12 protein-coding genes and 2 pseudogenes are annotated in these 21,538 nt (G+C 61.2%); 7 read left to right on the top strand and 7 right to left on the bottom strand.

The annotated features are described in order from the left end of the window. Positions 1-48: 48 nt before the first annotated feature. The 5 genes from QN347_RS14870 to QN347_RS14850 form a co-directional block, all read right to left on the bottom strand. Complete coding sequence (locus QN347_RS14870; RefSeq protein ID WP_322161789.1) at positions 49-1,881, bottom strand: DEAD/DEAH box helicase; 1,833 nt, start codon at positions 1,879-1,881, stop codon at positions 49-51. Then, on the bottom strand, positions 1,874-2,674 hold the full coding sequence (locus tag QN347_RS14865) for a hypothetical protein (protein WP_322161787.1): 801 nt from the start codon (positions 2,672-2,674) through the stop codon (positions 1,874-1,876). Before QN347_RS14865 ends, QN347_RS14870 begins: the two co-directional genes overlap by 8 nt. Before the next feature lie 186 nt (positions 2,675-2,860). Beyond that, positions 2,861-7,093: a strawberry notch-like NTP hydrolase domain-containing protein gene (locus QN347_RS14860; RefSeq protein WP_322161785.1), complete on the bottom strand. Its 4,233-nt coding sequence runs from the start codon at positions 7,091-7,093 to the stop codon at positions 2,861-2,863. A gap of 119 nt (positions 7,094-7,212) precedes the next feature. Next, positions 7,213-8,094, bottom strand: coding sequence for a toprim domain-containing protein (locus QN347_RS14855; protein ID WP_322161783.1), 882 nt, complete (start codon positions 8,092-8,094; stop codon positions 7,213-7,215). A 69-nt stretch (positions 8,095-8,163) separates the two neighbouring features. Continuing rightward, complete coding sequence (locus tag QN347_RS14850; protein ID WP_322161781.1) at positions 8,164-8,481, bottom strand: single-stranded DNA-binding protein; 318 nt, start codon at positions 8,479-8,481, stop codon at positions 8,164-8,166. Positions 8,482-8,873: 392 nt separating this feature from the next. Between QN347_RS14850 and QN347_RS14845 the strand changes: the two genes are divergently transcribed. The 3 genes from QN347_RS14845 (at position 8,874) to QN347_RS14835 (ending at position 12,530) form a co-directional block, all read left to right on the top strand. After that, positions 8,874-10,073, top strand: a complete 1,200-nt coding sequence (locus QN347_RS14845; protein ID WP_322161779.1) for an AAA family ATPase — start codon at positions 8,874-8,876, stop codon at positions 10,071-10,073. Continuing rightward, positions 10,070-11,080, top strand: coding sequence for a ParB/RepB/Spo0J family partition protein (locus tag QN347_RS14840; RefSeq protein ID WP_416194517.1), 1,011 nt, complete (start codon positions 10,070-10,072; stop codon positions 11,078-11,080). Before QN347_RS14845 ends, QN347_RS14840 begins: the two co-directional genes overlap by 4 nt. A 184-nt stretch (positions 11,081-11,264) precedes the next feature. Further along, complete coding sequence (locus QN347_RS14835; protein ID WP_416194516.1) at positions 11,265-12,530, top strand: replication initiator protein A; 1,266 nt, start codon at positions 11,265-11,267, stop codon at positions 12,528-12,530. A 1,011-nt stretch (positions 12,531-13,541) separates the two neighbouring features. On the opposite strand, the gene QN347_RS14830 is transcribed toward QN347_RS14835, so the two are convergent. Next, entirely contained in the window at positions 13,542-14,297 is a 756-nt protein-coding gene (locus QN347_RS14830; protein WP_322161774.1) for a hypothetical protein, read from the bottom strand. A 454-nt stretch (positions 14,298-14,751) separates the two neighbouring features. On the opposite strand from QN347_RS14830, the gene QN347_RS14825 reads away from it, so the two are divergent. The 3 genes from QN347_RS14825 to katG all read left to right on the top strand — a co-directional run bounded on the left by QN347_RS14825 (position 14,752) and on the right by katG (position 20,166). Beyond that, complete coding sequence (locus QN347_RS14825) at positions 14,752-15,882, top strand: tyrosine-type recombinase/integrase (protein ID WP_322164160.1); 1,131 nt, start codon at positions 14,752-14,754, stop codon at positions 15,880-15,882. A 237-nt stretch (positions 15,883-16,119) separates the two neighbouring features. Continuing rightward, the gene (locus QN347_RS14820; RefSeq protein ID WP_322161772.1) at positions 16,120-17,691 is read left to right on the top strand and encodes an oleate hydratase; all 1,572 of its coding nucleotides are present in this window, start codon (positions 16,120-16,122) and stop codon (positions 17,689-17,691) included. 180 nt (positions 17,692-17,871) lie between these two features. Beyond that, positions 17,872-20,166: a catalase/peroxidase HPI gene (gene katG, locus QN347_RS14815; RefSeq protein ID WP_322161770.1), complete on the top strand. Its 2,295-nt coding sequence runs from the start codon at positions 17,872-17,874 to the stop codon at positions 20,164-20,166. A gap of 264 nt (positions 20,167-20,430) precedes the next feature. Here the strand turns inward: katG and QN347_RS14810 are convergent. Further along, positions 20,431-20,788, bottom strand: a pseudogene (locus tag QN347_RS14810) (acetyl-CoA hydrolase/transferase C-terminal domain-containing protein); the annotation flags it as partial. Between the two features lie 74 nt (positions 20,789-20,862). Between QN347_RS14810 and QN347_RS14805 the strand changes: the two are divergent. Next, positions 20,863-21,455, top strand: a pseudogene (locus tag QN347_RS14805) (transposase); the annotation flags it as partial. Between the last annotated feature and the right edge of the window lie 83 nt (positions 21,456-21,538).

Raw genomic sequence — 21,538 nt, 5'->3', positions numbered from 1 at the left:
CATCGCCTCGATCCAGCTCTTTGCACGCCGCATCGCAAGACTATGATATCACCCCGAATAATTATGAATCAGACTCTTAGAAATACCGGTGTTGAACGGAACCGCCTGATCGAGCAGCGGCATCAGCGCATAGTCCTTGCGGTCGATCGTCGCCCAAGTTTGCCGCAGGCAGAAAAAGGCGAAAGGCCGGGCGGAGAGCTGATCCTTGACCGCCTTCGGCGCGCCCTTGGTCGTGGCCTTCGCATGCGCAGTGTTAAGGAGCCTGTCGAGCGCCTGAATCCGGTTCGCCGGGTACGTCACGCAGCCGCGTGCCTGTCGCGTCGGCTTCCAGGCAAGATCGAGCGCAAGCGCGGCCCGGCCGGTCAGTTCGCCGAGCCATCCCGCCATCTCGATCGCGTTCTTCATCATCGCCGAGATCATGAGCAAATCGGCTTCCGGGGCGCTCTGGGTGAGATTGAGAATGCAGAGCATGGCATCGACGCCGCGACGGCTGCGATCGGCGTCACGCGGATGAATCAGGTGGCACTCGTCAAAGACGATCAGGCCAACATCGGAAAATGCGTCAGCCTGCAGTGACTGAAGCATCAAGCAGCGCTCGGGCGTTGTCACGATGATTTCGGGAAGCACGATAGTGTCGGAGAAGCTGTTCTCGTCGTCGAGATCACCGACGACCTCATAGTCCTTGAACGCGTTGCCAAGCGCGAAGGCCGTCTGATCGACCAGCGCAAGAGTAGGCGCAAGCACCACTACCTTCCTGTCGCTGAGCAGTGCCGCAGCGATCTTGAGTTCGGCGAGCGTAGATTTGCCACCGCCGGTCGGAAAACTGACCGCAGCGGACACGCCAGGCGTAAGATACCCATCGGCGATTGCCTGGCGGTGATTTCGCCACAGATAAGGTCGCTTGTAGGCGGCCTGACGTAGAACTTTCCACCATGCGCCCTCGGCCACACCTTCCGGCGCCATGACACGACAAAGGCCGGACTCCACCAAGTCACTTGCTACCGAAAGCAGCAGGTTTGCGAGATGCAACGGCCCGGGAAAGATGCTGACTGCGATCGGATCATCTTCATCGAACACGTCGTCGAGCCGTGACAGCGCGAGTCCCTTCACCTCGAGAAAGATCTCTCGAGCTGCCGACGGCTTGGCGAGCTTTGACGGGCGGGCTAGCAGCTCCCGTGCCAAGGCGCGGACTCCGGCATGGAGGCGGCGCAGCAAGGCATCGACCGCCAGATCTGCCGGTGTCTCTGTATCAGGGATTTCGTAGTCGGGGAGGTCCTTCGGATTGATCGCGCCTAGCTTGCCGACTGCCAAGTTGGCGATCGCGGCCACGAGCTGTGCCTCGCCGCTTGCCCCGGCCGATGGCTGGACGCGCTTCGCCATTTCGGCCGCGTCGGGCTGCGCGTCGGCAATGAGAAAAAGCAACGTCGCGCAGAGTTCGGGTGCCACCCGTATCGCGTCGACATAGGTCGGACGACGTGGTTCGCCATCGCTAACATTCCCTTCTTTATCATCGACCTCCTCGGCAGCCTCGTTCGCTTCCTTTTCGATGTTAGGTCGATGAGCGTCTGTCCCACCGACGACCTCAGCCATCAAGCAAAGCTGATGCGCCGCACCAGCGACGAACGCCGCCGCCGCACGCGCGTCGCGCGTCGGATTCGTTGCGACGAACGCTTCCTGCGCCGCCGCCAGACGGCGCATCTCATCGATCAAGACGTCGAGCGCCTCTGTCCGGCCTTCCTCTGTGACCATGCCGCGCATTCGAACCCGTGCCGCGACGATTTCGGCATAGGCGTTGGTGAACCGGCGCGGCAATTCTTCGAGGTCGAGACTGTCCAGCGGCGGGGCGCGACCGATCAGGTCGACAGTGACCGGATCAAACATCATCCCTCCACGCTTTGATCTGGGTGATCACGTTGAGCGCGAACGCATCCATCCAGTCACGCAACTCGGGAATATGCATGGTGTCAGCGCGGCGGCGCGCCGCTTTTCCTGGTGCAACCCCGTCAAAGCCCTTGAAGAGCTTCCGACGCGAGTCATCCTTCACATGGGTATCGGACGTGGTGATACTCACTCGGTAATTGCGTACTTCATCCCACAGAATAGTCTCGATCGCGTCATAGATATCGAGATCCGGAAAATGGACCTGATGCGCCTCTAGGATCGTCGTGGTTTCTTGGATGAGCTCCGGCATGCGTTCGCCAGCTTCGAGCGCTCGAATGCCGTCCCAGACGTCTTCCCGTACGGTCTTGCGCGGACTATCGGTCGCCTTGTCCTCGAAGATCACGACGGCGGTGACGGCCTTTCTTTTCTTGTCGAGACGCAGCTGCATGCCGTCGAAGCCCTTGTGAGCAGGAATGGCATGGGGGGCACGGGCGACGATGCCTTTCTCGCTTCGGTGCGCCGCGATCCAGGAGATGGTCTGAAAGATCCAGCCGTCGCGGTGCCAGGGGTCGCCATTCGCCGACACCTTGAATCGCTCAATCGCAGCAGCCGCGGTATCTTTTCGCGTGGGTGCCGGCTTCTTGTCGATGTCGGCCAGGATCTGGGCAACATGGCGATATTGACCGAGTGCGATCATCGCTACTTTGCGGGCGAGGTCAGCCTCATCCGCGATTTCCCAGCGCCAGCCATGGCAAAGGTCGTCATGATCGATTGGCGTCAGCGTAAGCGGCATGGCGGTGTTTATGGTTCCAGTTCGTACCGTCCGCCAGCTAGCACATGTCCGGCAATTCGGCGCGCCGTTGCGCAAAAATCAGTTTCTCTCAAGATTGAATGACGATCAAGGGGCCGAAACCGCAGAAAAGCAGACTTGGAAACCCCAACTAATTCACGTCCATTTTGACTACCATTGTTAATATTTTCATCGAACCGAAATTGCCTCGATCTTGTTCACTATCTCCGACGCACCCGAAATAGGCACGAACAGCCGAGTTTTGTAGGCGATAATCTCCGAAAAACAGCCTGCGGCCTTGAGTTCCGCCAACCTGGCGGGCTGCCAGTCCAGGAGTTCGAGGCGCTGTTCACCCGCCACCAAGCTGCGCTTCAGCCGATATGCGCCGATCGCGAGCGTCTCACCTGTCGCGCTGACATGTTTGACGATCTCAGCGGGCGCGATGGTCAGGCTGCTCGCGACGCCGAAAGCCGCAGCAATCTTGGGAACCAGCGGGGCAGGCACCAGTCGGCCGAGCAGCGACTGCCCGTCTTCGGTGGTCAACCGCCACACCTGGACATGATCATCGGGCAATTTTCCCCAAACGGGTAGCAGCAGGCCGACAACAACATAGATTGTCTCAGTCCGGGTCTTGGTGCGCATCTCCTCAACTTCGGCATCCCATAATACAGCGAACTCGTCTGGTGACGCCTCCTCCCACAGCGTTTCCAGAAACAGATCCTCACGATGGCGTTCGGTGCGCGTCGGGCGGGTCAGTTCGAACCGTTTGATCGTTCGCCCCTCATCATCGGTGTGGCTATGCGTCTTGCAGCAGATCGCAGCCTTCTCCGACCGGCGGTTGACCATCCGTCGACTTTCGCCATCGGAAAGAAGCCACTCGACACGCTCACGGCTGACGGGCCGGTAGCGTTGCTCGGTTTCGAGGCGCAGGATTTCGGTTTCGGCGCCCGTCACCGGATCTCGGCGGATAAGCGTTCTATCCAATATCGTGATGCGTTCGGCGTTAATTGTTTCCACGCCCAAGTCGAGCGTTCCGGCTTCGCGGGCAGCATCGAACCGCGCTTCGATTAATCCGAGATATTCGTCGAAGATCGCGTTCTGCAACGCAATGCGCAGCGCCAGAATGCGGTTAAGCCAGCGCTGGATCGGGGGCAGATCTTCAACGAGGCCACCGCCCTCCCCCTCAAGCCGCAATCCCGTGAGCCGCTGAAAATCGATGAACGAGACCGAGGCGAGCTTGCCGGCAAACAACAGTCGGAACCAGGTTACGAGCGAATCCTTGGCGAAATCGGACTCCAGATTGTCCCTCGGATCAAACAACCCCTGCCCGCCGGTTTGCCGCTGGCCACGGGTGAGCGCACCCAGGCTGTCGAGCCGCCTTGCGATCGTCGAGATAAACCGCCGCTCGCCGCGGCAATCGGTCGATACCGGACGAAAGAGTGGCGCGACGCTCTGATGCGTGCGGTGTGTGCGCCCCAGACCCTGGATCGCTGCATCTGCCCGCCAGCCCGGTTCAAGCAGATAATGCACTCGGCGCGCCCGATTTTCGGCGTCGAGGCTGGCATGATAGCTGCGGCCGGTGCCGCCGGCATCCGAGAAGATCAGGATGCGCTTCGTACCGCGCATGAAGGCGTCGGTCTCGGCGAGGTTGGTCCGGGGTGAGCGCGTTTCGATCCGCTGGCCACCGCGACCATCGTCCACAACCCGTCGCGAGCGACCAGTAACTTCTGCCACCGCATCGACCCCGAAATGGCCGATGATGTGATCGAGTGCCGATCCCACGACAGGCAAAGAACAAAGCTCCTCGAGCAGGGCCTCGCGCATGCGGATCGCTTCCTGGCAATGAACCGCATGACCATGCTCGTCGGTCATCGGTTCGGAGCGAACATTGCCGCTATCGTCGCTGAAGGTACGCATCTGCCGTGTGGGGAACGCGGCCGCGAGATAGTCGATCACGAATTCCCGCGGCGACAATTCGATGTCGAGATGCGCTCGCGCTTCAGCATCGAGCCCCGCCAAGGTGCGGTCCAGCATCGCCTCCGAGGTCGATACAAGCTGTATGACCACACATTCGCCGCGCATCAGGTCCGCCCTGATTGCCGGGACCAGCGACGGCAGCTTCATGGAGATCAGGAGTTGGCCGAAGAACCGCTGTTTGGTCGACTCGAAGATCGAGATTGCTGCGGCTTTGGCGCCGCCATTATAGGTCGCCTTCGAGAAACTGTCGGTGACCCGTGTCGCATCAAGCGCGGCCTGGAGATTCTGGTGGATGATGCCCCACGCATCGGCATATGCGTCGTAAACCGCAATCTGGTCTTCCGTCAGACGATGCTCGAGAATATCATATTCCACGCCGGCAAAGCTGAGCGCTCGGGCGGCATAAAGACCTTGCGCCTTCAGATCCCGGGCAATGAGTTCCATGGCGGCTATGCCACCGCGGCGCAGGCTTTCGACGAACGCTCGGCGATCAGCAAACGCGGTGCTCGGTCCCCATAATTCCAGCCGCGTCGCATAAGCGAGGTTGTTGACGTCGGACGCACCGGTCGCCGAGACGTAAAGGATACAGGCGCGAGGCAAGAGGTTCTGCAGCCTGACGCCGGCGATACCCTGATCGGAACCTTTCGACGTACCAAAGCGACCCTCGCCGCCTGCGACGCCGGCCATTTCATGCGCTTCATCGAACACGATCGTGCCCTCAAATTCCGCCCCAAGCCAGTCGAGCAACTGCTGCAGCCGGGTGCCCTTGTCGCCGCGGCCAGAGCGCAGCGTCGCATAGGTCAGGAAGACGATCCCCTCGGCAGCGCCGATCGGCATGCCCAGTTTCCATTGATTGAGATGCTGGATGTCGAGCGCCAGCCCGCCCACGGCCATCCAGTCGCGCCGCGCATCTTCCAGCAGCGTCTCGGTTTTGGATATCCAGGCATGCTTGCGGGAGCCGCGCAGCCATTGGTCGAGAATGACCGCGGCGACCTGGCGACCCTTGCCCGCACCGGTTCCATCACCCAGAAAGAAGCCGGTGCGATAGCTCACGCCTGCTTCGCTCGGGGTCAGCGATAATCCCTCCTCGGCAGGCTGGAATTGACCCGGGAGATCACGGGCGAAAGCCGAGCCGGCGTAAATGACCGTCTCGAGTTGCGCGTTGGACAGGATACGTCCTTCCACGAGCCGCGCTGGAAGGACAGGGATGTAGGTTGGTTGCGGAGCGGCTATCGACCCCATCGCGAGCGACTCCACGAGATCCGTCGGGTGTGGCGCTGCATCGACAATGACAATTCGGCTTGGACGATAGGGCAGATAGATGCCCGATTGTGATCCGACCGGCGCGGGCTCTGCCAGTATTTCATAACGGAGCGGGATGCCGTCGGACTCGTTCGGCGACACAGTGCTGGTCGGCGCTGACAGCGCGCCGCGCGCAAGGCCGCCGAAAAGCCCGCCCGACGCTGGACGCGTGAGCCGAATCGGCGCGGTGGCTGGGACGACATCTGGCGCTGGAGTCTCAAGGATAGCAATTGCCTCCAGGGCAGCCGCAAAGGATGAGCACGCCATACGGATAGCGTGCCCCGCCAAGCCCTTGCGGAGCAGAACAAGCTGAACCTTCTGCGACGTGCCATGACGAGCGAAGGCATTGGCGGGCAGATCGAGATGAAGCGCGATGCCACAGCCTGCCGTCGCGATCTTCCAGGCGTCGCTCGTCATGTCCACGCGTTCAGGAAGGATGGCTACGCATCGACCTGCAGGCCGCAGCCGCGTCAGCGCAGCCCGCAAATGGCGAAGGCCGGCAACACGATCGGGGCCGCGGCCTTGGCTGCGCGAGAAGGGTGGATTGATCAGCACCACGTCGGGACGCTGGTCGACCGGGAGCAGGTCGTCGATCAGTTCAGCATCATGCCCCGATATGGTGGCTTCGGGAAATGCCGCATCCAGCATGTCGCGACGCCATCGATCGAGCTCGTTGAGAAGAAGACGGGCGCCGATGCGATGGGCGAAGATAGCCATGAGGCCGGTGCCCGCGGACGGCTCGAGCACGACATCGGCTGCGGTGATCTTTGCGGCAAGGGTCGCCAGTGCACCGATCGGCGCCGGCGTCGAGAATTGCTGGAGAGTGATCTGGCTCTCGCTGCGGACGCTTTGCGTGGGAAGGCTGTCCGCCATCCTCGTTAGCCACTCGATTTGCGCTGCCGGGCTTTCGGGCAGCTCGAGGGTCTTCAGCGCGAGAACCTGCGCGAGTTCCAGAACGTCGTAAGCATCCCGTTGGGACCAGGCCCCCTGCCCCGACGTCTTTCCATAAGCGTCGGTCATCGCCGTCAGCAGCCCTTGGCGAGTGACTGGCAGGGCACGGGCGATGCGGTCGGCAATTTTGGTTGCCGCGATAATGGCTGGCGGGGTAAAATCGAAGCGCGTGGAAGCGAGGGCGGTCTGCATCGGGAGGATCCTCCTGTGTCCGCCTGGCGCAGTTGCCAGGTCAAACCGCCGAAGGCCCCCTCTCCTCTCGTTGCCTGTTATCGAGCCGGTTGCGATAATCGATCGTCGCGAAAACATTCTCAATAAGAAGGCATTGCGATGGATGTTTGTCGCGCCCTCCACGCATCATTCCAGTCGTCATGCTCGCTTGGAAGGCACTCGGAGACATGACGATCATTCCCCGCCAGATGGTCAACCGCCTTCATATAGCAGGTGCGTGCTGCCCTGTTGCGCTGCCCAAAAACGGTGATGCGCCGAACCTGGGATGGGATGGCGATATGCGTATAGCGTTCGGCACCAAGCACGGCCCAGACTGGGCCGCCGAACCACTCTATCGCGGATAAGGCGTCCTCGATGCCCTCGGCCAGTCCCAATTCCTCATCCGGCTCACCGAAGCGAACGGCACCTGATCCGAGGAATCCCAAGGCGAGCTTGGGTTTGCGAAAAGGCCGGCGCAGGATGTCGGATGGATCGAGAAAGGTCCGATGAACGGCAACGATGCCGATCTCGTTTCGGACGGCCGCGATCATTGCTGGAAGTATCCGGCGATCCCTGCCCTTACCAATGATCGTGTTCGCGTTGTACCGCAGTTGCGGCGTAGCGACGAACAGGTCGCGCGCGTGAAGGTAGCTCTCGGCAGGCGTGCCAGCGACAGAGTCGCTCTTTTTCCAAAGCTCGCGTGCGAGATCGCTGAAATCATTGTTGGGTCTTGATGTCGGCATGCTGATCGGGGACCGGTTTTCGAAGCCGTTGCGATCGAGCGCCTTGAGCACCTCGCTTTGTGAACACCCCGCAAAGCATTTGAAGAGGATGGCGCTCTTGCCGAGCCGTACCGATAGACTCGGCGTATGATCGTCATGCGCGGGGCAGAGACATTCACCGCGGGTTCCGTTCCAGCGACCTCCGAGGCTTTCGACAATCTTGCGGGCGCGGTCCTGCGCAGCGGTAGAAACGAGCGTCATCGGCATGGTCCTCGGGCAATTGAAGCGTCGCTGCGCCCTGGAAGCCTCCCCTCCCCTTCCCCGCCGTGGTCATCCCTTGGCGGCGAGAATGCCGAACTCTTCGACGATGCGGTCGGTCGTGTAGTGGGTCGTCCCGTCGCGCTCGTAGGAGGTGTCCTTCAGCCGCCCGGCGATACGCACCAGGTCACCGACTTGGGCCTTGTCCGAGATATGCTTGCGCTGGCCTTCGCCGAAAACGGTGACCCGGTTCCAGTAGCTGTCGTCCACCCACTCGGCGTCGTCGCCTTTGCGGCGATAGTTTGCGCAGATCGAGATGAGCGTGACTTTCGGGCGAGCGTCGATCTCGCCGATGCGCCCGATGATTTCAAACTTGGCGAAATTGATCACGACGGTTCCTCCCATCGGGCGCTCAAGCTGCGGGATATCTGCGAGCCAAAACGCGCCCATGCTTGCGAGGCATCATAGGATTGAGGATATGACGGATGAAATCCCCGCAAATAGGGGGATGCCCGCCGTGCGCCCGCCGGCACAGATGCCACTACCGTTTTATCCTGCGCGAGCCCCTAAACATCGTCGCGAGTTCGGATCCATCGGCGCCAGCGTCGCTGGATTCGCCATTAGATCCTGATGGAGTGATCGGTTCCTGGTTGGGGCGGCCACCGACTCCCGATTTGGCGTTCGTGCGCACAATGCCGCATCGGTTTGACTTTTAGGCGCGTTTCTGACCATTAAACACTAACCGAGTCAGGAATCCCTGATTCGAGAGGAGCACGTCGGGGATGTCGTACACCGTCAACACGCTGCGGAACATGACGCGGTCGTGCGAGCAGATGCGCGATCGTGTGAAGGCGATCGTGTTCAAGCCGGGGGATCGCAAGGTCCTCGACATCACCTTTGGTCCCACGGCCGCTGCGGAGTTGATCGGGCGCACGCCCGAAGCCTTGGCGAAGGCCGAGAAGGAAGGGCGCCTCCCCCCACCCAAACAGCTCGGTAACGGACGACGCTATTATACGCTGCAAGATCTCACTCAGATCCGAGAGGCATTGCATATCAATGTCGGAAAGGCGTCTGATGAAGACGCAGTGGTCGTGGCCGTACAAAACTTCAAGGGCGGCGTTGGCAAGAGCACGATCACAAAGCATTTCGCCGACTTTTTGGCACTGAATGGCTATCGCGTTCTTGTAATCGACTGTGATCCACAGGCTTCCACGACAACGATGTTCGACATCCAGCCAGAGTCATTGCTCGACGAAGAGGAGACACTTGGTAACTTCCTATCTCCACGTAGCACGTTCGACGATTTCCGGAAGGCGATCCATGATACGGCTTGGCCGACCATCAAGATCGTGCCGTCCAGTCTTGGCCTGCAGGATGCAGAGTGGGATCTCACCGCAACGCTCCGGGAAGGTGGGCAGGCCGTTCGGGAGGGTCTGCAGCGCCTTAGATTCGGCATCGAGAGCGTCCTGAAGGACTTCGACGTCATCCTGCTAGATCCGCCGCCCGCAATGGGCTTCCTCGGGCTTAACGTGATGGCAGCAGCCACCGGGTTGCTCGTTCCTGTCCCTGCGCGGCAGCTCGACTATTTGTCTACGATCCACTTCATGGATACGATTGCTGACAACATCGAGATTCTCGAAGAGAATGGCACACCGGTCGACTACGGGTTCATCCGCATCGTCTGCTCCGCCTACACACCGAGCAAGCCCGGTGAGAACGACATGTGGAAGATGATGCAATCTACCTACGCCAACTTTCTGCTTAGTCAGCCGATCCTGGCCTCGGAAGAGATCAAGAACGCAACCCAGGCTTTCCGCTCGGTCTACGAGAGCAAACCCTCTGCGGCCCATGCGACGTACCAACGATGCCGGGACAATCTCGACAGCGTTTTCAATGAGGTGCTGCAGCAAATCCGCGCGCAGTGGCCGTCGAAGAGCATGTCGGGCCGCGCGAGCGACACTTCCGCGAGCGTCGCAGCATGAGCCGGCGCTCTCTCATCAGCGAGGCGCTCGCCTCCCCCCCTGCGGCTGAAGCCTTGTCGGACGGAACCCCTGCCGCCCCAACGGCATCCCGCACGTTCACCAACAGGCGTCTCGAGGGATTCACCGAGGCCGCTAGAATGGTGAAGCGGCCGACGATCCGATTGAAGCCTGCCGAATGCTCGATCTGGCCTGGAAACGCGCGCGATTATGCACTGCTCACTGAAGAGCGCGTGCGAAGCCTCATCGAGTCTATCCAGGCCGAAAACGGCAACCGCATCCCGGTCGTCGTGCGCCGTACGCAGGCCAGTGAGAAGCAGTATGAGCTTGTTATTGGCACGCGACGCCATTGGGCAATTTCATGGCTCAATGCCAACCACTATCCCGACATCGAACTGGTCGCGATCATCGAAGATCTCGACGACGAGGCAGCCTTCCGCCTTGCCGACATCGAGAACCGCGAACGCGAGGACATCTCCGATCTCGAGCGCGGCGCTAACTACAAGGCTGCCGTCGATGCGCACTATGACGGCGTCCAGAGCAAAATGGCCGATCGGGTGAAGCTGTCGAAATCGATGCTCGCCCGCTATATTGGGCTCACCGATATCCCGCAGACGATTGTCAGCGCATTCAGCTCGCCGATGGACATCCAGGTCCGGCATGGTGACAAGCTCCTTCCATCCCTCCGGACGCCCGCACTGCGTGAGCGAATGGAGGAAGTAGCGAAGGCGATTGCGGCAGAACAGAGCTTCCGTCAGTCCGATGACCAGGAGCCGATCAGCGGTGCCGACGTGGTGGCCCGGTTGATCAAGGCGACGACGGCGCGCGCTGGGCGATCGCAAAAGACGGTGATCGAGGCCAAGGGCTCGACGATCGGGCAGGTTGATCGGGACCGCTCGCGTGGCCTGACCATCACCTTGAACCCTACCGAATTATCAGCCGACGACATTCTCGAAGCGCTGCGGCCACTTATCGAAAAGGCCAAAATCCTGAAGCGGACGGGTCGCTGATGGGGCTTCCTTTGGCCTTGAATAGCGCTCAGCTCGCAACTCTGAAAATCGGTATTTTTCCGTTCAATTTCAGATACTTATCTTGCTTGTCCCACGCGTGGGATGGCTACGGTAGTTGCGGGACTTCGGTGTGAAGCAAGAGGTGCAGCCGACGGTCGTTGGGGGCCGGCGCGTGCAATTCGAGATGTTCTTTACGCTGCCCGATTTCAGCGACGTATCGCTGCGCGATTACCAGGAAACGATGCAGCGGCCCTTCTTCAGCCTGTCGAAGAAGAAGCGCGTCAAGCCTATCGAGTATGTGAGTCCTGACAAGTCCGTCACCGTTCACGTGTCTGCCAATCCCGAATACGGCATGGCGACGATCTGGGACGCGGACATCATGATTTATCTCGCGTCGCACCTGAACGAGTTGCGCGAGCGAGGCGAAAACGACCTATCTCCGACGATACGGGTTCAGCCCGGCGACTTGCTCAAGCGGGTATGCTGGGGTGTCAGCGGTCGCGCCTATGAGCGCCTGATCAGCGCGCTCGACCGTCTCCAAGCGACAACGATCAAGACAAACATCCGGGCAAACTCAAAATCGCGCGAGACCACCTTCTCGTGGATCGACAGCTACACGCATCTCGTCGATGAGCAGACCCAACGATCACTCGGAATGGAGATTACGCTGTCGAAGTGGTTCTTCGACGGCGTAATGGACAAGCGCAACGTGCTGGCGATCTCGCCGCTCTACTTTGAGATCACGAGCGGGCTCGGCAAGTGGTTGTATCGCGCCAGCCGCAAGCATGCTGGTGGCAACGGAGCCGAGGGATTCACGATTGGGTTTGAGACCCTTCACCAGAAAAGCGGCAGCGAAAGCTCGTTACCGTCGTTCAAGAACAAGATCCTTGAACTTGCGCGCGCAAACACTCTTCCTGAGATCAACCTCGAGGTGATTGGATCCGAGACCCCGAGACCCAAGCTCAAGATGGTGATGCGGCGCTACATCGATGGCGGCCCTGCCGAGACCACCAGCAGAAAGGTGCGACCAGCCTCCCCTGCCCGTCCGCCCCGCTCCGCTCCGAAGTCGGCACCGATGCAGCTTGCCGTTGCTGACGGCGAAGAAATGGTCGACGCCCGACTTACGCGCAGCCTAGTTGCCCGCGCCACTGCCGGACTGAAAGCTGTCGATCCCTACCCAAGCACGGATCCACACGATGGCAGCTATGCCGCGGCAGGTGCGGCGATGCCTCGCGTCCGGGGCGGGCGTGCAAAGGACGTAATCGAGCCGGCGATCTACAACGCGATCAGGACCGAATGCCCAGGCTGGGATCTGGATAATCTCATGAAGCAGTTCGACGCGTTTCTAAATGCAAATCCGAATGAGCTTCCGCGCAACTACTCCAAACGGTTCTACGGGTTCATGAAAAAGCACCACGAGCGTAACAAGTACGGCTTGCCCGGTTATTGACCCACAAGCCGGCCGTCACAGCCTGCAACATTCGCTTACCACCGTTGTCAGGGTTCGGCGTTTCTGAAGACGTCATCTTGCCAGCTATGTCTGCACATCGTTCGTAGTTGAACCATCCTCAATGGCTGCCGTCAGCCTGGCCATCGCACGCGATTGGCCAACGTCATCACTGATGACCGCGACGAGCTGTACGGCTCTCCTCCATGACCCGACGCACCGGGTCCACGACCGGAGCACAAGCGCCCGCGATCAGGGCGCCTCGGCCTGGAGAGGCTGAGACCCGTGTGAGAGCGAGGATAGGGGGGACGCGCGTCGTCGTGTTATCGGAAATGCCGTCCTTCCCGACATCTCGTTTGGCGAAAGCCTTGCGGGCCGCCACCAATCGACCGCCCAAATCATCGAAGACGGGGCTTCCGATGATTCTAAAAACACGTCTAATATCCGCGCCGCCGCGACCGTGAGTTGGTCGATTATCGTGGTTTTATCGGGAGTTCGACGGACACGCTGCCCCTCACCGGCTCACCTTGAACGCACCGATCTCCGCCGGCATGGCAATAGAGTTGGGCGGCAGGGGAGTGAGGGGCGAAAGCACATTTCCGATAACACGCAGCTCGGCCAACACGATATTCCTGATAACACGATAGAAGTCGCACACGACCAATTGTCCCGAAAACGAGTTGGCAGTCGACTGACGAAATCCGAATCGAAACGCTAACCGCGCTTTGGCGAGACGCCCTTGCACCGACCCGAACAGAGTTATCCACAGGCCGGAGCGAGGTCATCGTGTTATCAGGTGCCAAGCGTCGTGTTATTAGAATCACGGCATCGTGCTATCGGGGATCGATTGGCGTGTTATCAGATTCTGTGCACAGCTAGCGAATCGCCAGATTCCCGGTACTTCGCGCGACCGACGCCCCGAGTAACTTTATAACCTAAGAGATAATTCCCCTAACGGTTACGCCTGCGGCGGATTCTGAGATTTCTTTTTTTAGGGGAGGGGGAGAGAGCCATCTACCGCCATGGCAGCGCTACATCGCCAGCGATGCGCACCTGCATGCCCGCCTTCAAAGTCTTAGCCTGGCTCGCCAGTTTGGAGGCTCCCTGCGGCGAAATTCCGAGCAACCTCGCGATCGCAGGGATGCGCAGACCAGGATAGGCGAGGTCGAGCCGCATCAACTCCGGCAGTCGGCTCCGACTGGTCACCTTCCACTCATCTGCGAATGTCGACAAACGTGCCTCGAGCCGATCGAGTTCGGCAAGCCCTTCAAACGCCGCCTGACCGAGCGTTCGTTCAAGGTCCGCTGCCAGCTCTTTTGGCGAAGCTGTGAGGTAGCGCGGAAGGCCGACGAACGTGGGCACGAACTGGCTCGTGAGACTCGCGGACACGAGAGCTTGGGGCAGGTGGCAGGCAAGCAACCAAACCGTTCCGAAGCTCCGAGGCTCCACAGTTAGCAGGCGCCGATCGATTGTGCTCACCGTGCGGTCAGCAGCGGGGGCCACCTCCAGTTCGCTATAGGCCGCGTAGACCCGCTCGGCGACCGCCAGGAGGGTCGGGGCCGGGTAGGGGGCCTGCAGCGCTACCTGGGAGCGCCTGTAGGCCGATCCGAAGCGCACCAGATCCTCGCGTCCCCACGTTTCTGCCGCATCGCGATCATCGAGCAGGGTTCGAAGGACCCGTAGAGTCGCAGCCGAAACGGCATCGTCGCTCGGCTCCTGGGCAATTAGCGACAGATGGAACAGGGCGGCAATCGACAGCGGATCGCTCAATCCTTCGCTGTGCCTTGGCGGCGGTGTTCGGCAGCAGATCCAATTCATGATATCGTCGCTGTTTAGGGGCACTCCGGCGATTCCCGCTATCGTTGTCGCCCCGGAAACTCGGGCCCGCGCGAGCCAAATGTCTCGTGCGGGGCTATGCCTCAGGCGTCCGTCAAGACGGCCAAGGAGCACGAGGGAAGGGGGCTTGCTGCTGGAATTCACTAAACGGGCATAGCATCGCCCTCAACCAATGTCATAGGTTGGTTGGCTAGTGTCGGACTGTTAAATTACGGACATATGATAATTGCACTTATCACATGTGCATATTTGACGTCTCTTTATAAGGTGGGGTAGTCGTCAACCGATGGATCACGCCGCGCCGATCGATGAAAACGCCCTGATAGAGGGCCAAGACGTTGCGCCAGTGCCGGCGTCGGCCGACGATCTATCCTGGGCGATTGTGAAGATGCGCGCTGGCGAGCGCATCGTCGTCAATGAGGCGTTGATTGCCGCTTACCAAGCCGCGTCATCGCCTCACAGCATCCGCGCGCTCAAGTCTGACCTCCAGGCATTCGACCTCTGGTGCCGGCGCCACAACCGCATCGCGCTCCCGGCAACGCCGGAAACCATGGCGGATTATCTCGACAGTCGCGCCGAGAAGGGAAGCAAGCCGGCCTCGCTCGGCCGCTACAAGGCGTCGATCGCCAAAATCCATCTGCTACTGGATCTCAAGGATCCGACCCCGGCCTCTCTCGTCAAACTGCGCCTGCAGGCAATTCGTCGCCGTCTCGGCACCTCGCAGAAGCAGGCACGACCGCTGCGGTTCAAGGGGGCGGTGCGCAACGTTGAATGTGACGAGCCTCGTGGGCTCAATGTGCGCGCACTGCTCGAAAGCTGCGGGGAAGATCTGCCGGGGCTGCGTGATCGCGCGCTCCTATCCACCGGCTACGACACCGGGCTGCGCGCCTCCGAGCTGGTGGCTGTTGAGGTCGGGCACATCATTGAGGCAATTGATCCGGAGGCGCGGCTGCTCAGCATCGCGCGCAGCAAGGGTGATCAGGAGGGGGAGGGGGCAACTGCCTACCTGAGTCCCCGGACGGTGCGCGCGATCGCAGCCTGGTTGGAAGCGGCCGGTATTGAGGCGGGGCCGGTGTTTTGCCGTGTGAACGTGCGCCGTTACAAAGCGCGAGCGGCGGTGCGTGGTCGGCGGATCGACAGCATATCCGGGCGGGAGGCGTGGGATCTGCGCAAGACGCTGTCGAAGCCTGCCGTGCCGGCTCGCGTTGAATATGACGTGGGGGAGGGGGCTCTCCATCCCTCCTCGGTCGGGCCGATCTATCGATCGATGATCCAGCGGGCGTTCGATGCCGGCGCGCTGGCCGATCTGACGACCGACGATCTTACCCGACTGCTCAAGGGGATCAGCGCGCATTCGACGCGGGTCGGGCTCAACCAGGATCTGTTCACAAGCGGCGAGGATCTCGCCGGAATCATGGACGCGCTGCGATGGAAATCGCCGCGTATGCCGCTTGCCTACAATCGCAACCTGGCCGCGGAGCAGGGCGCCGCGGGAAGGCTGATGGCAAAGATCGGTTAGGTGACGGTCGTGTTGATCGGCACATAGCCGAAGCGCGGAGGGTCAACCTCGAATCGATCGCGGTGTAACGAAGCGCAGCCAGCTTCGATCAGCTCGTCGAGAACTGACGACGCAACGGAACGAGGATGTCTTCGATTAGATGCGTCCGAAATTTCGTGCCGTGAGTAGTTTCCGACGCTGCTTGCTCCGGGGGGACGTGGCTAACGCAGGATCCTTCGAACAAGGGATCGCCTTTTCATGAGCAGCTATACATTTGTGGGCAGCGGAATCGCCTCACTCGCCGGGGCAGTTATCCTCCTGCGCGATGGCGACGTCGCCGGCAAAGACATCACCATCCTAGAGGAAAGCCGTCAGACCGGCGGCGCGTTCGATGCGCACGGTACTGCGGAGGACGGCTATTTCATGAGCGGAAGCCGCATGTTCGAGGCGATGTACCAATGCACCTTCGATCTTCTCGACGGCATCCCATCGGCGACAGACCCGACGATTTCGGTGACTGAGGAAACCAACCGCGCCGCCAAGACGTGGCCGTGGGATAACAAGGTCAGGCTGGTCAATCTGGACGGCAGCGTGCCCGACGCACACACCATGGGGTTTACCGAGCGCGACCGGATCGACCTGGTCGCACTGATCGGCGAGCCAGAAAGCCTGCTCGACGACAAGCGCATCACCGATTGCTTCCAGCCGCATTTCTTTGAGACCAATTTCTGGATGGAATGGTGCACGCTGTTCGCATTCGAGCCGTGGCACAGCGCGATCGAGTTCCGCCGCTATTTGCGCCGCTTCGTCCACCATTTCTCGACGATCGACGTCCAGCACGACATCTATCGCACAGTCTACAACCAGTACGACAGCATCATCGTGCCGATCGTCACCTGGCTGAAGGACCGCGGCGTGCAGTTCCGCCACGGTGTCCGCGCCGAAGACCTGCGCTTCGCCGCCGGCAGTGACGCGCTGACCGTCACCAGCATATCCACGCTGACGGCCGATGGCCCGGCCGCGATCCCGGTCGCACCTGGCGACCTGGTGTTCGTCACCAACGGGTCGATGACCGCGGACAAGGCGTTCGGGTCGATGACCAAGGCCCCCGGCCTCGATGCGACCAACCATTCGGGTGCGTGGAACCTGTGGGAAAAGCTCGCGCAAGGCCGCCCTGCCCTCGGTAACCCCGCTGCCTTCAACGGGAATGTCAAAGAGAGTTCGTGGATCTCCTTCACCGTCACAGTCAAGGACCCGCTGTTCCTTCAATTGATGGAGCGCTTCAGCGGCAGCGCGGCGGGTACGGGCGGGCTGATCACGTTCAAGCAATCGGCCTGGCTGCTGACGCTATCGATCTATCACCAGCCGTTCTTCCCCGACCAGCCCGAAGGCGTCGCGGTGTGGTGGGGCTACGGCCTATTCCACGATCGCCCCGGCGATTACGTCAAGAAGAAGCTGGTCGATTGCACGGGCGCGGAGATTCTAGAGGAGGTGCTGGGCCATCTGCGTTTCAGCGCGCCCGACATCGCGGCGGTGCTCGCGGCTTCGACCTGTATCCCCTGCGCGATGCCCTACATCACCAGCCAGTTCATGAAGCGCAAAATGGGCGACCGGCCGCTGGTGGTGCCGATCGGATCGACCAACCTCGCCTTCCTCGGCCAATATGCCGAGCAGCCCGACGACGTGGTATTCACGGTGGAATATTCGATCCGCTGCGCGATGACCGCAGTCTACACGTTGCTCAAGCTCGATAAGGCGCCGCCGCCGGTGTATAAGGGGCTGCACAGTCCCAAGGTGATCGTGGACGCGATCCGGACGCTCCACCGATAGTGCCGATACAGCCGATCCGGGACGCGATTTCGCGGCGATGCGGGCAAGTCCGCGCCTTGTGCGACCGGCGTTCCGTCTTCGGCCGTTCGGTCGCAGCCGGCAACGGCCTGCCTGCCCAAGACGCACCATTCTCCCGAGATCGCGCAAAAGCCGCGGGCTCCAGCTTCAAAGGATAGCACGATGCTCGATCTCGAAACCGACAAGACCAACACCGAGAGCTTCGAGATGGCGGGCAAATGCCCGTTTGGCGGCGACCGCATCGGCGGCACGCTGGGCACTCCGCCGACCTTGTCGGACTGGTATCCGAACCGGCTCAAGGTCGAGCAGCTTCATTCGAACGGTCCGCAAGCCAATCCGCTGGGCGCCGATTTCGACTATGGGGCGGCGTTCGAGGGCCTCGACTATGCGGCGCTCAAACAGGACATCAAGACGTTCCTGACCTCGTCTGTGGCCTGGTGGCCGTCGGATTACGATAATTACGGTCCGCAAATGATCCGCATGGCGTGGCACGCAGCAGGCACGTATCGCATTGCTGATGGCCGTGGCGGCGCCGGCGAGGCGCTGCAGCGCTTCGCGCCGATCAACAGCTGGTGGGACAATGGCAACACCGACAAGTCTCGTCGGCTGATCTGGCCGATCAAGCAGAAATACGGCAGCGCGCTGTCCTGGGGCGACCTGATGGTGCTCACCGGCAATTGCGCGCTCGAGATCATGGGCTTTCCGACCTATGGCTTTGCGGGCGGCCGGCACGATGCATGGGAGGCCGACACCAGCACCTATTGGGGCCCTGAAGTCTGGGACCCCACCGGGTCGCCTTCTTCCGACAGCATGGTGACGCGCGACAAGCGATGGCGCGGGAAAAATGGTGATGCGGACTATGATCTCGAAAACCCGCTGGCCGCGACGCATCAGGCGCTGATCTACGTCAATCCCGAAGGCCCCTATGGCAAGGGTGATCCAATGGGATCGGCCCGCGATATCCGCATCGCCTTCACGCGCATGGCGATGAACGACGAGGAAACCGTCGCGTTGATCGCGGGTGGCCATGCGTTCGGCAAGAGCCACGGGATGGTCAGCCCGGGCGAGGTCGGTCCACCGCCGGAGATCGCACCGATCGAGGCGATGGGCATGGGCTGGCAGAACCCCGAAGGCACCGGCTTTGCAGAATATACGATGACCAATGGCATCGAAGGCAGCTGGACGCCCAACCCGACGCAGTGGGACAACAGTTATCTCGAGAACCTGTTCGGGTTCGAATGGGACCAGACCAGGAGTCCGGCGGGTGCATTGCAGTGGACGCCGGTGGATCCGACCGCGCCGAGGACGCCGGACGCGCATGTCCCGGGGCGGATGAACCCGCTGATGATGATGACCAGCGACATCGCGCTCAAGGTCGATCCGGACTATCGCCGAGTTTGCGAGAAATTCCTCGGCGATTTCGATGCCTTCACCCAGGCGTTCTCGAAGGCATGGTACAAACTTACCCATCGCGACATGGGTCCGCGCGAACGCTATCTCGGACCCGAAAAGCGCAACGAGGACGGCCTGTTGTGGCAGGATCCGATCCCCCCGCTGGACCATCGTCCGATCGCCGACGGCGACGTGGCCGGGCTCAAACAGGCGATCATGGCGACGGGCGTGTCACCATCGGATCTGGTCTTCACGGCCTTTTCGGCCGCATCGACCTATCGTGACAGCGACAAGCGTGGCGGCGCGAACGGCGCGCGGTTGGCGCTCGCTCCGCAGAAGGACTGGACGGTCAATCAGCGCACCATCCCCGTCATCGCCGCGCTGCGCGGCGTCATGGCTGGTTTCAACGGCAAGCAGGCCGGCGGCACCGGGGTCTCGTTGGCGGACCTGATCGTGCTGGGCGGCTGTGCGGCGATCGAGAAGGCCGCGTCCGACGCCGGCGTTGCTGTCACCGTCCCCTTCACGCCGGGGCGACGCGATACCACGCAGGAACTGACCGACGTCGAGATGTCCACCTGGCTCAAGCCCGTGATCGATGGCTTTCGCAACTATGTCGACGACAGTTATGAACAGATCGCCCCGGATGTTTCGCCCGAGGAGATGTTCCTCGACAAGGCGCAGCTTCTGGGTCTCACCGCGCCGGAATGGGTCGCGCTGGTCGGTGGCTTGCGGGTGATGGGCGCCAATCATGATCGATCATCCAGCGGCACCTTCACCGACCGGGTCGGCGTGCTGTCGAACGACTTCTTCACCGTGCTGACCAGCATGGCGTATGAATGGAAAAAGGCGGACGAAAAGGGCATGACCTTCACGCTCGACGACCGCGAGAGCGGCATCGCGCGGTTCCGGGCGACGCGCTGTGACTTGATCTTCGGCGCAAACAGCCAGCTGCGTGCGGTCGCCGAAGTCTATGCCGCAAGCGACGGACAAGCCCGGTTCGTCCGGGACTTCGTCAAGGTCTGGGACAAGGTGATGATGCTCGATCGCTACGACGTTCGCGGCTAGGGCTTCAATCCGGCGGTATCAGGGAGCGCGGATGGATGCGCTCCCCAATGCCTTCTCATGCCCGACCGATCCGTGCGGCGACAGCAGTTGACCAGCCTCAAACTCGATACGTTGCCGCCCGTGCCTCAGGAACAGGCTGTGCCAAGGGCGTCTTCGCCGCAACCAGGACGCGCCGCCACTCGGGCCGGTCCCGCAGATCGGGCCTCGTTCCGGCGGCGATGCAGCTTTCGTGTCCCGGGCGTGAGCCGCGGACCACCCTGCCCGTCAGAAGCGCATCGACCCCGTTTCCATGAAGCGCTGATGCCACGACAACGCCTCGCCTGGCAGCGACGGCGACTGCTGGCCGTAGGACCCGACCCGGGCGCGAGCGTAATAATCGACGAGCGCGGGGCGATAGTCGGGATGCGCGCAACGGTCGATGATGAGCGTGGCACGTTGCTTGGGACTGAGCCCGCGCAGATCGGCAAGGCCCTGTTCGGTCACAAGCACCTGCACATCCTGGCTGATATGGTCGACATGGCTGGCCTGGGGGACGATCGCTGAAATCTTGCCCCCCCTCGGCAGTCGACGGCGTCATGAAGATCGACACATAGGCGTTGCGTGCGAAGTCGCCCGATGACCTGCTGCCCGTTTCCTGGACCGTTTTGAGCTGGAAAATTCCAGTTTAGGATTGAGGGCCAGGTGATGGAGTGAGCGATGAAGAGATCGAAGTTCAGCGAGGCGCAGATCGCGTTCGTGTTGAAGCAGGCGGAGGAAGGCACGACGATCGGTGAGGTGTGCCGGAAGGCGGGCATCAGCGACGCGACGTTCTACGCGTGGCGCAAGAAGTACGCCGGTCTGATGCCATCGGAGATGCGGCGGCTGCGCCAGCTTGAGGATGAGAACGCGAAGCTCAAGCGGCTGGTCGCTGACCTCAGCCTCGACAAGGCGATGTTGCAGGATGTCGTCTCGCGAAAGCTCTGAGGCCTGATCGGCGGCGTCAGCTCGTCGATGATGTTCGGAGCATCTCGTCCGTCAGCATCAGACGGGCATGCAGTGTGCTTCGGGCCGAACGATCGAGCTACCACTATCGTGGGTGCCGTGCCGATCAGGCCAACCTGAAGAAGCGGATGCAGGAGATCGCCGAGACGCGCGTGCGCTACGGCTATCGCCGGATCCATGTGCTGCTGCGGCGGGAGGGCTGGGACGTGAACGCGAAGCGTGTCTATCGGCTTTACAAGGAGTTGGGCCTACAACTGCGACACAAGCCGCCCAAGCGTCGGGTGAAAGCGAAGCTGAGAGAAGGCCGCTGCGCGGGGCTTTGTTGCAAAACTGACGTTGGGGATTCCCGTAGGGAATCGAGTGGGATAGATGGGCGTGATGCCCAAACCTG

This window comes from Sphingomonas sp. 10B4 (assembly GCF_035019905.1).
Lineage (GTDB): Bacteria > Pseudomonadota > Alphaproteobacteria > Sphingomonadales > Sphingomonadaceae > Sphingomonas > Sphingomonas glacialis.
This window is presented reverse-complemented; position numbering and strand designations above follow the sequence as displayed.

Bases quoted from the DNA above. Each gene is read 5' to 3' on its own strand.
- QN347_RS14870 (WP_322161789.1), bottom strand. From the start codon at position 1,881: ATGTTTGATCCGGTCACTGTCGACCTGATCGGTCGCGCCCCGCCGCTG.
- QN347_RS14865 (WP_322161787.1), bottom strand. From the start codon at position 2,674: ATGCCGCTTACGCTGACGCCAATCGATCATGACGACCTTTGCCATGGC.
- QN347_RS14860 (WP_322161785.1), bottom strand. From the start codon at position 7,093: ATGCAGACCGCCCTCGCTTCCACGCGCTTCGATTTTACCCCGCCAGCC.
- QN347_RS14855 (WP_322161783.1), bottom strand. From the start codon at position 8,094: ATGACGCTCGTTTCTACCGCTGCGCAGGACCGCGCCCGCAAGATTGTC.
- QN347_RS14845 (WP_322161779.1), top strand. From the start codon at position 8,874: ATGTCGTACACCGTCAACACGCTGCGGAACATGACGCGGTCGTGCGAG.
- QN347_RS14840 (WP_416194517.1), top strand. From the start codon at position 10,070: ATGAGCCGGCGCTCTCTCATCAGCGAGGCGCTCGCCTCCCCCCCTGCG.
- QN347_RS14835 (WP_416194516.1), top strand. From the start codon at position 11,265: ATGTTCTTTACGCTGCCCGATTTCAGCGACGTATCGCTGCGCGATTAC.
- QN347_RS14825 (WP_322164160.1), top strand. From the start codon at position 14,752: ATGCGCGCTGGCGAGCGCATCGTCGTCAATGAGGCGTTGATTGCCGCT.
- QN347_RS14820 (WP_322161772.1), top strand. From the start codon at position 16,120: ATGAGCAGCTATACATTTGTGGGCAGCGGAATCGCCTCACTCGCCGGG.
- katG (WP_322161770.1), top strand. From the start codon at position 17,872: ATGCTCGATCTCGAAACCGACAAGACCAACACCGAGAGCTTCGAGATG.